The organism is Parvibaculum sp. (assembly GCF_035511255.1).
Lineage (GTDB): Bacteria > Pseudomonadota > Alphaproteobacteria > Parvibaculales > Parvibaculaceae > Parvibaculum.
This window is the reverse complement of record NZ_DATKFR010000458.1, coordinates 1-5267: the sequence shown is the minus strand read 5'-3', so window position 1 is coordinate 5267 and position 5267 is coordinate 1. Positions and strand designations below refer to the sequence as shown.

Sequence of the window (5267 nt, the reverse complement as noted above, 5' to 3'; positions counted from 1 at the left end):
CGCCGGTTGTGCCGGTAGCGGCGGCGGAACTCGTCGGACTCCGGCTTGACGGTCGAAACGATCCGGCTCATGCCCTTTTCTCCATGAGGTCGGCGTCCGCGAGTTCGGCAAGCGCCGTGAAAGAAACCAGCAGCGCGTCGCGCTCGAAGGTGGCGTTGGCCGCCACGTGAATATCCTCGATCACCCCGTCGCGCGGTGCGGCGACGCCGATCTGCAGTTTCATGCTTTCTATGGTGATGAGCGTATCGCCGGCCCGCACCTCGTCGCCCCTGGCGCAATGGATGCCGATGACCGTGCCCGGCATCTCCGAGCGCACGGCATTCGCATGCCTGCCCTTCGCCTCCGATGCGCCGCCCGCCTCCGCGAGGCTCATGACGAAAGTGCGCCCGTCGAGCCGCACGTAAATCTCGCGCTCGCCCGCATAGCGCCAGCCGCGATAGAGGCGCCCGTCGAACTTCAGTTCGAAAGCGCCGTCTTCCGCCGGCAATTCGATGACCTCGTGCCTCATACCGTCGAAGGCCAGCCGCAAGGCCGGCTTGCGCCCGGCTATATCGAGACGAATGGTGCGCCCATCGAGTTTGAGTTGCGTGGTCATGCGTTCCTCAATTCCGCCATCCGCCCATTGCCGCATGGGGCTCCGGCACGTCGAAGGCGAGCCGCCGGAAGTCCGATTGGGCGAGCGCCGCCGCCGCGCAGGCGGCGCGTTCGAGTTCGGCGACCGCATCGTCCGGATTGAGCGTACCCGCATGTTCGGACAGAAAACCGGTGTCGATCCGCGCCGCCGCAAAGGCCGGATGCGCCATGACGCGCGCGAGGTAGTCGATATTGGTCGGCACGCCGAGCAGCGCGAGATCGGCAAGCGCCAACTTCATCCGGGAGATGGCTTCCGCCCGTGTGCCGCCATGCGCGATGAGCTTCGCCAGCATCGAGTCGAAGGCGGGCGTCACCGCCTGTCCCTCGGCGATGCCGCCGTCGAAGCGAACGCCCTCGCCCTTCGGCAGACGCAGAAGTCCGACGCGGCCGATGGCGGGGCGGAAGTCCTTCTCCGGCTCCTCGGCGCAGATGCGGACCTCGATCGCGTGACCCGAGGGCTTGATGTCCTCCTGCCGGAAGGAAAGTCCTTCGCCTGCCGCCACGCGGAACTGCTCGGCAACGAGATCGAGGCCGAGGATCATTTCGGTGACCGGATGCTCGACCTGAAGCCGCGTGTTCATTTCGAGGAAATAGAAGTCGCCGTCGGCGCCGAGAATGAACTCGATGGTGCCCGCATTCCTGTATTTCGCCGCCGAGGCCAGCCGCACGGCGGCGGCGCGGATACGTTGGCGCAGATCGTCGGAGAGGTTCGGCGCGGGCGCCTCCTCGACGATCTTCTGGTAGCGGCGCTGGATCGAGCATTCGCGTTCGCAGAGATGGAGCACGCGACCCGTCCCGTCGCCGATCACCTGCACCTCGATATGCCGCCCGCGTTCGACGAGCTTCTCGGCATAGACGAGCCCGTCGCCGAAATAGCGCTCTGCCTCGCTCGACGCGGTGCGCACGGCCTCGACGAGGTCGCCCGCTTCCCGTACGATCTTCATGCCCTTGCCGCCGCCACCGGCCGATGCCTTGATGAGCAGCGGAAAACCGATGGCCTTCGCCCGGGCGAGGAAGTTCTCCGGGTCGTCACCCTGCAAGACGCTCGGCGCGACCGGCACGCCATGCTCGGCAGCGAAGTTGCGCGAGCGCACCTTGTCGCCCATCAGATGCATCGCGCCGGCGTCCGGCCCGATAAAGACGATCCCCGCCTTCGTCACGCGCTCGGCGAATTCCGCATTCTCCGAAAGAAATCCATAGCCCGGATGGATTGCCTCGACGCCGAGCCGCGCGCAGATGCCGATGATCTGTTCCTGATCGAGATAGGCCTTCGTCGGCACGTCGCCATCGAGTTCGACCGCCTCGTCGGCCATGCGGACATGCGGGGCACCACGATCCAGATGGTGATAGACCGCGACCGTCGCGATGCCCATTTCCTTCGCCGTCCGCATGATGCGGGCCGCGATCTCTCCACGATTGGCGACGAGGACTTTGGAAAACATCATGCCTCCGCCTTGCCGATGAGCCGTTCGAGTTTCGCCGCCGCCTGTTCGATCCGGGCCAGCGTCATATCGTCGGCGGGCACGACGGCAAGCGCGCGATAGACGAAGTCGGTGATCGCGTCCGCCGTCTCGTCGAGCGGGAAATCGCCCTCACCGCGCAGGAAGGCCCAGCTGTGGTGCTCGATGCCGCCATAGATCATGTCGCGAACCAACGTCAGCGGTGCGTCATCGCGAAACTCGCCCGCCGCGATCGCGTCGCGCAGGATGTCGAGCGTGCGCCGCGTATAATCGCGGTTGAGATCGAAGACCCGCGTCTCGCGATAATCCGGCCCCGCCCGCAGCTCGCTGAAGACGAGGCGGCAGAGCGCCGGATCGGTCTTGATGGCGCGAAGATGCCGCCAGATGAGGAAGCGCAGCCGGTTGCGCGTCCCCTTGATGCCGGAAAGCTGCGTGTCGTAGTCGGCCAGCATCTCCTCGTACCAATGGCCGACGACACGAACAAGCAATTCGCGCTTGTTCTCGAAATAGCGGTAGATCGTGCCTTCGACGACATGCGCGCGCTCGGCGATGTCGGAGATCGAGGCATCCGCATAACCCCTCTCGCAGAAGACGTCATGCGCCGCTTCCATGATGTCGGCGACGCGCCGCTCGCGTGGCAACCGCGAAATCACCCGGCGCTGTTGCAGGGCTTCGCTCATGCGGCCGCCCTTCCCTCGTCGAGAAGGCCGCCATGCGCGAGCCAGCTTTCCGGCACTGTCACCGGAAGATCCATCAACACCTGCGCAAGCCCCTTGCCCTGCGGATCGTAGCGGAGCGACGCGATCCCTCCGCCGCCCAGCGCATGACGCAATACGAAGTTGAAACCGTCGATCCCCGGCCAGTCGAAGCGCTCGACCTCGCCCTTTGCGAAATGCGCGAAGTGGGTCGCGACCGCTTCGGGCGTCAGCGCCGCGGCGATAAAAGGCAGGAACTCCACGCGGCGCGCCAGCACACCGATATTGGCAGTATCGCCCTTGTCGCCGCTCCGCCCATGGGCGAGGCGGATCAACGGCACCTCGACCGTCGCGCCGTCGAAACGCGGTGCGGCTAGCGCATGCGATGTGCGCGAAGCCGGCGCGGCTTCATTGGAGACGGCGGGCATGTCGAAGGTGTCCCGCGCGCCGTCGACCTCGATCTCGATCCGCACCATCGACTTCGGCACGAGACAGGAAGCGAGCCGCACGACGGGCTGCACGCCGGGCCGCCCGCCGGCAAAGCCTGTGATCCCCTGCGCCATCGAAGTCGCCGACGGAAAAATTTCGCGCGCGAAGATTTCGAGCGCGCGCTTGTCGTCATGCGCGACGGCGATCTTGAGCAGGACCTCGCGCGCGCCATACGTCCGCGCGGCCATGCCGTAATTCGCCTCGGCGCCAAGCACCTCGACGGAGGTTTCGCGGAAGGACGCGAAGCCCTTTTCGACCATCAACCGTTCCGACCGCGCAAGGATCGCCTCGCCGACGCGGGCCCCCTTCGCCACCGCGTCGCGCCCGACGATCATCATCGTCGCCATGCAGCGGAACCCATGCGCATAGGTGAGGCTTGCCTTGTAGTCGGGCGTCGGTGCGAAGCCCTTCGCGCCCGAGACGCGCACCCGGTTCTCTCCCACCGCTTCGAGCCGCACACCCGACCAGTCGCAAACGACGTCCGGCAGAATGTAGCGGTTCGGATCGTGGACCTCGTAAACGATCTGTTCGGCGACCGTCATCGGCGAGACGAGCCCGCCTGTGCCTTTCGGCTTGCTCAGCACGAAGCTTCCATCTTCCTCGCAGGTCGCAATCGGGAAGCCCATATCGCTCCAGTCGGCGGCGACGCTCTCCCAGTCGGTGAAGATGCCGCCGGTCGCCTGCGTTCCGCATTCGATGACATGGCCGGCGAGGCTTCCGGCAGAGAGCCTGTCGAAGTCGGAAGCGCCCCAGCCGAAATGCGCGATCAGCGGTCCGAGCGTCAGCGCACTGTCGACGCAACGCCCGGTGATGACGATGTCCGCGCCCTTCGCCAGCGCCGCCGCAATCGGGAAGGCACCGAGATAGGCGTTGGCGCTCGCGACCTTCTCCGGCAACGCGCGCCCCGTCTCTATATCTTTCAGTCCAAGCGCACGGAGACGGTCCAGCTCGCCAGAAATATCGTCGCCAAGCACGGTCGCGACTTTCAGCGCCACGCCCTTCTTCGCCAGCAGCGCGCGCACAGCCTCCGCGCAAGCCACCGGATTGACGCCGCCCGCATTGGCCACGACCTTGATCCCGCGCGCCGCAATCTCCTCGGCCAGATCGCCGATCACGAGATCGACGAAATCGGTCGCATAGCCGAGGTCCGGCTTCTTCTCCTTCGCCCGCGCGAGGATCGACATGGTGATCTCGGCCAGATAATCGAGCATCAGCACGTCGATCTCGCCGCTGCGGACGAGCTGCGCCGCGCCCGAGGCGCTGTCGCCCCAGAAGCCCGCTCCACAGCCGATGCGCAAGGCGCCTTTCATCTCACTTCCCCGTCCAGTTCGCCTTGCGCTTCTCGCGGAAGGCGGCGAAACCCTCGATGGCGTCTTTCGACTGCGCCATCATCGGCAGCATCAGCTGCGCATAGTCGAACGCCTGATCGAGCGTCATGTCGCGCATAGCGTGGAAGCCGATCTTGCCGAGGCGCACCGCCGTCGGCGACTTGTTGACGATGCGCGCAAGCAGCCACTCGGTTTTGGCGTCGAGTTCTTCCGGCGGCGCGATGTAATTGACGAGACCCATGGCGAGCGCTTCCTCCGCCGTGAAGAGCTCGCCGGTGATGCAGAGCTCCATCAGCGCGCGGGGCGTCAGCACACGTTGCAGATAAGGCAGGATCATCATCGGAAAGAGGCCGACGCCGCTTTCCGGCGTGCCGAAGCGCGCGGAGGAAGACGCGACCGCCAGATCGCAGGCGCAGAGAAGCCCGAGCCCGCCCGCCAGCGCCGGTCCGTTGACCCGCGCGACGATGGGGAGCGTGCATTGCTCCATGCGGCGGAAAAGCCGGATGATGAAATTGCGCGGATCGGACGGATCGACCGTAAAGGGCGCGCCATTCGCATCGGGCTGCAGGTCGCCACCCGCGCAGAAGGCCTTGTCGCCCGCACCGGTCAGCACGATGGCCCGCGTCGCCGGGTCGGCCTCGGCTGCATCGAAAGCCGCGATC

The 5267-nt window shown here is 66.0% G+C and carries 5 protein-coding genes; all 5 read right to left on the bottom strand.

What is annotated here, in order from left to right:
• Positions 1-67: 67 nt before the first annotated feature.
• On the bottom strand, positions 68-595 hold the full coding sequence (locus VMR03_RS17110) for an acetyl-CoA carboxylase biotin carboxyl carrier protein subunit (RefSeq protein WP_325407359.1): 528 nt from the start codon (positions 593-595) through the stop codon (positions 68-70).
• 7 nt (positions 596-602) lie between these two features.
• Positions 603-2078, bottom strand: coding sequence for an acetyl-CoA carboxylase biotin carboxylase subunit (locus tag VMR03_RS17105; protein ID WP_325407357.1), 1476 nt, complete (start codon positions 2076-2078; stop codon positions 603-605).
• Entirely contained in the window at positions 2075-2773 is a 699-nt protein-coding gene (locus VMR03_RS17100; RefSeq protein WP_325407355.1) for a TetR/AcrR family transcriptional regulator, read from the bottom strand. The genes VMR03_RS17105 and VMR03_RS17100 overlap by 4 nt, the downstream gene beginning before the upstream one ends.
• Positions 2770-4587, bottom strand: coding sequence for an acyclic terpene utilization AtuA family protein (locus VMR03_RS17095; RefSeq protein WP_325407353.1), 1818 nt, complete (start codon positions 4585-4587; stop codon positions 2770-2772). The genes VMR03_RS17100 and VMR03_RS17095 overlap by 4 nt, the downstream gene beginning before the upstream one ends.
• A 1-nt stretch (position 4588) precedes the next feature.
• Positions 4589-5267, bottom strand: a 679-nt coding sequence (locus VMR03_RS17090; protein WP_325407351.1) for an enoyl-CoA hydratase-related protein, incomplete at its 5' end; no start/stop codon positions are given.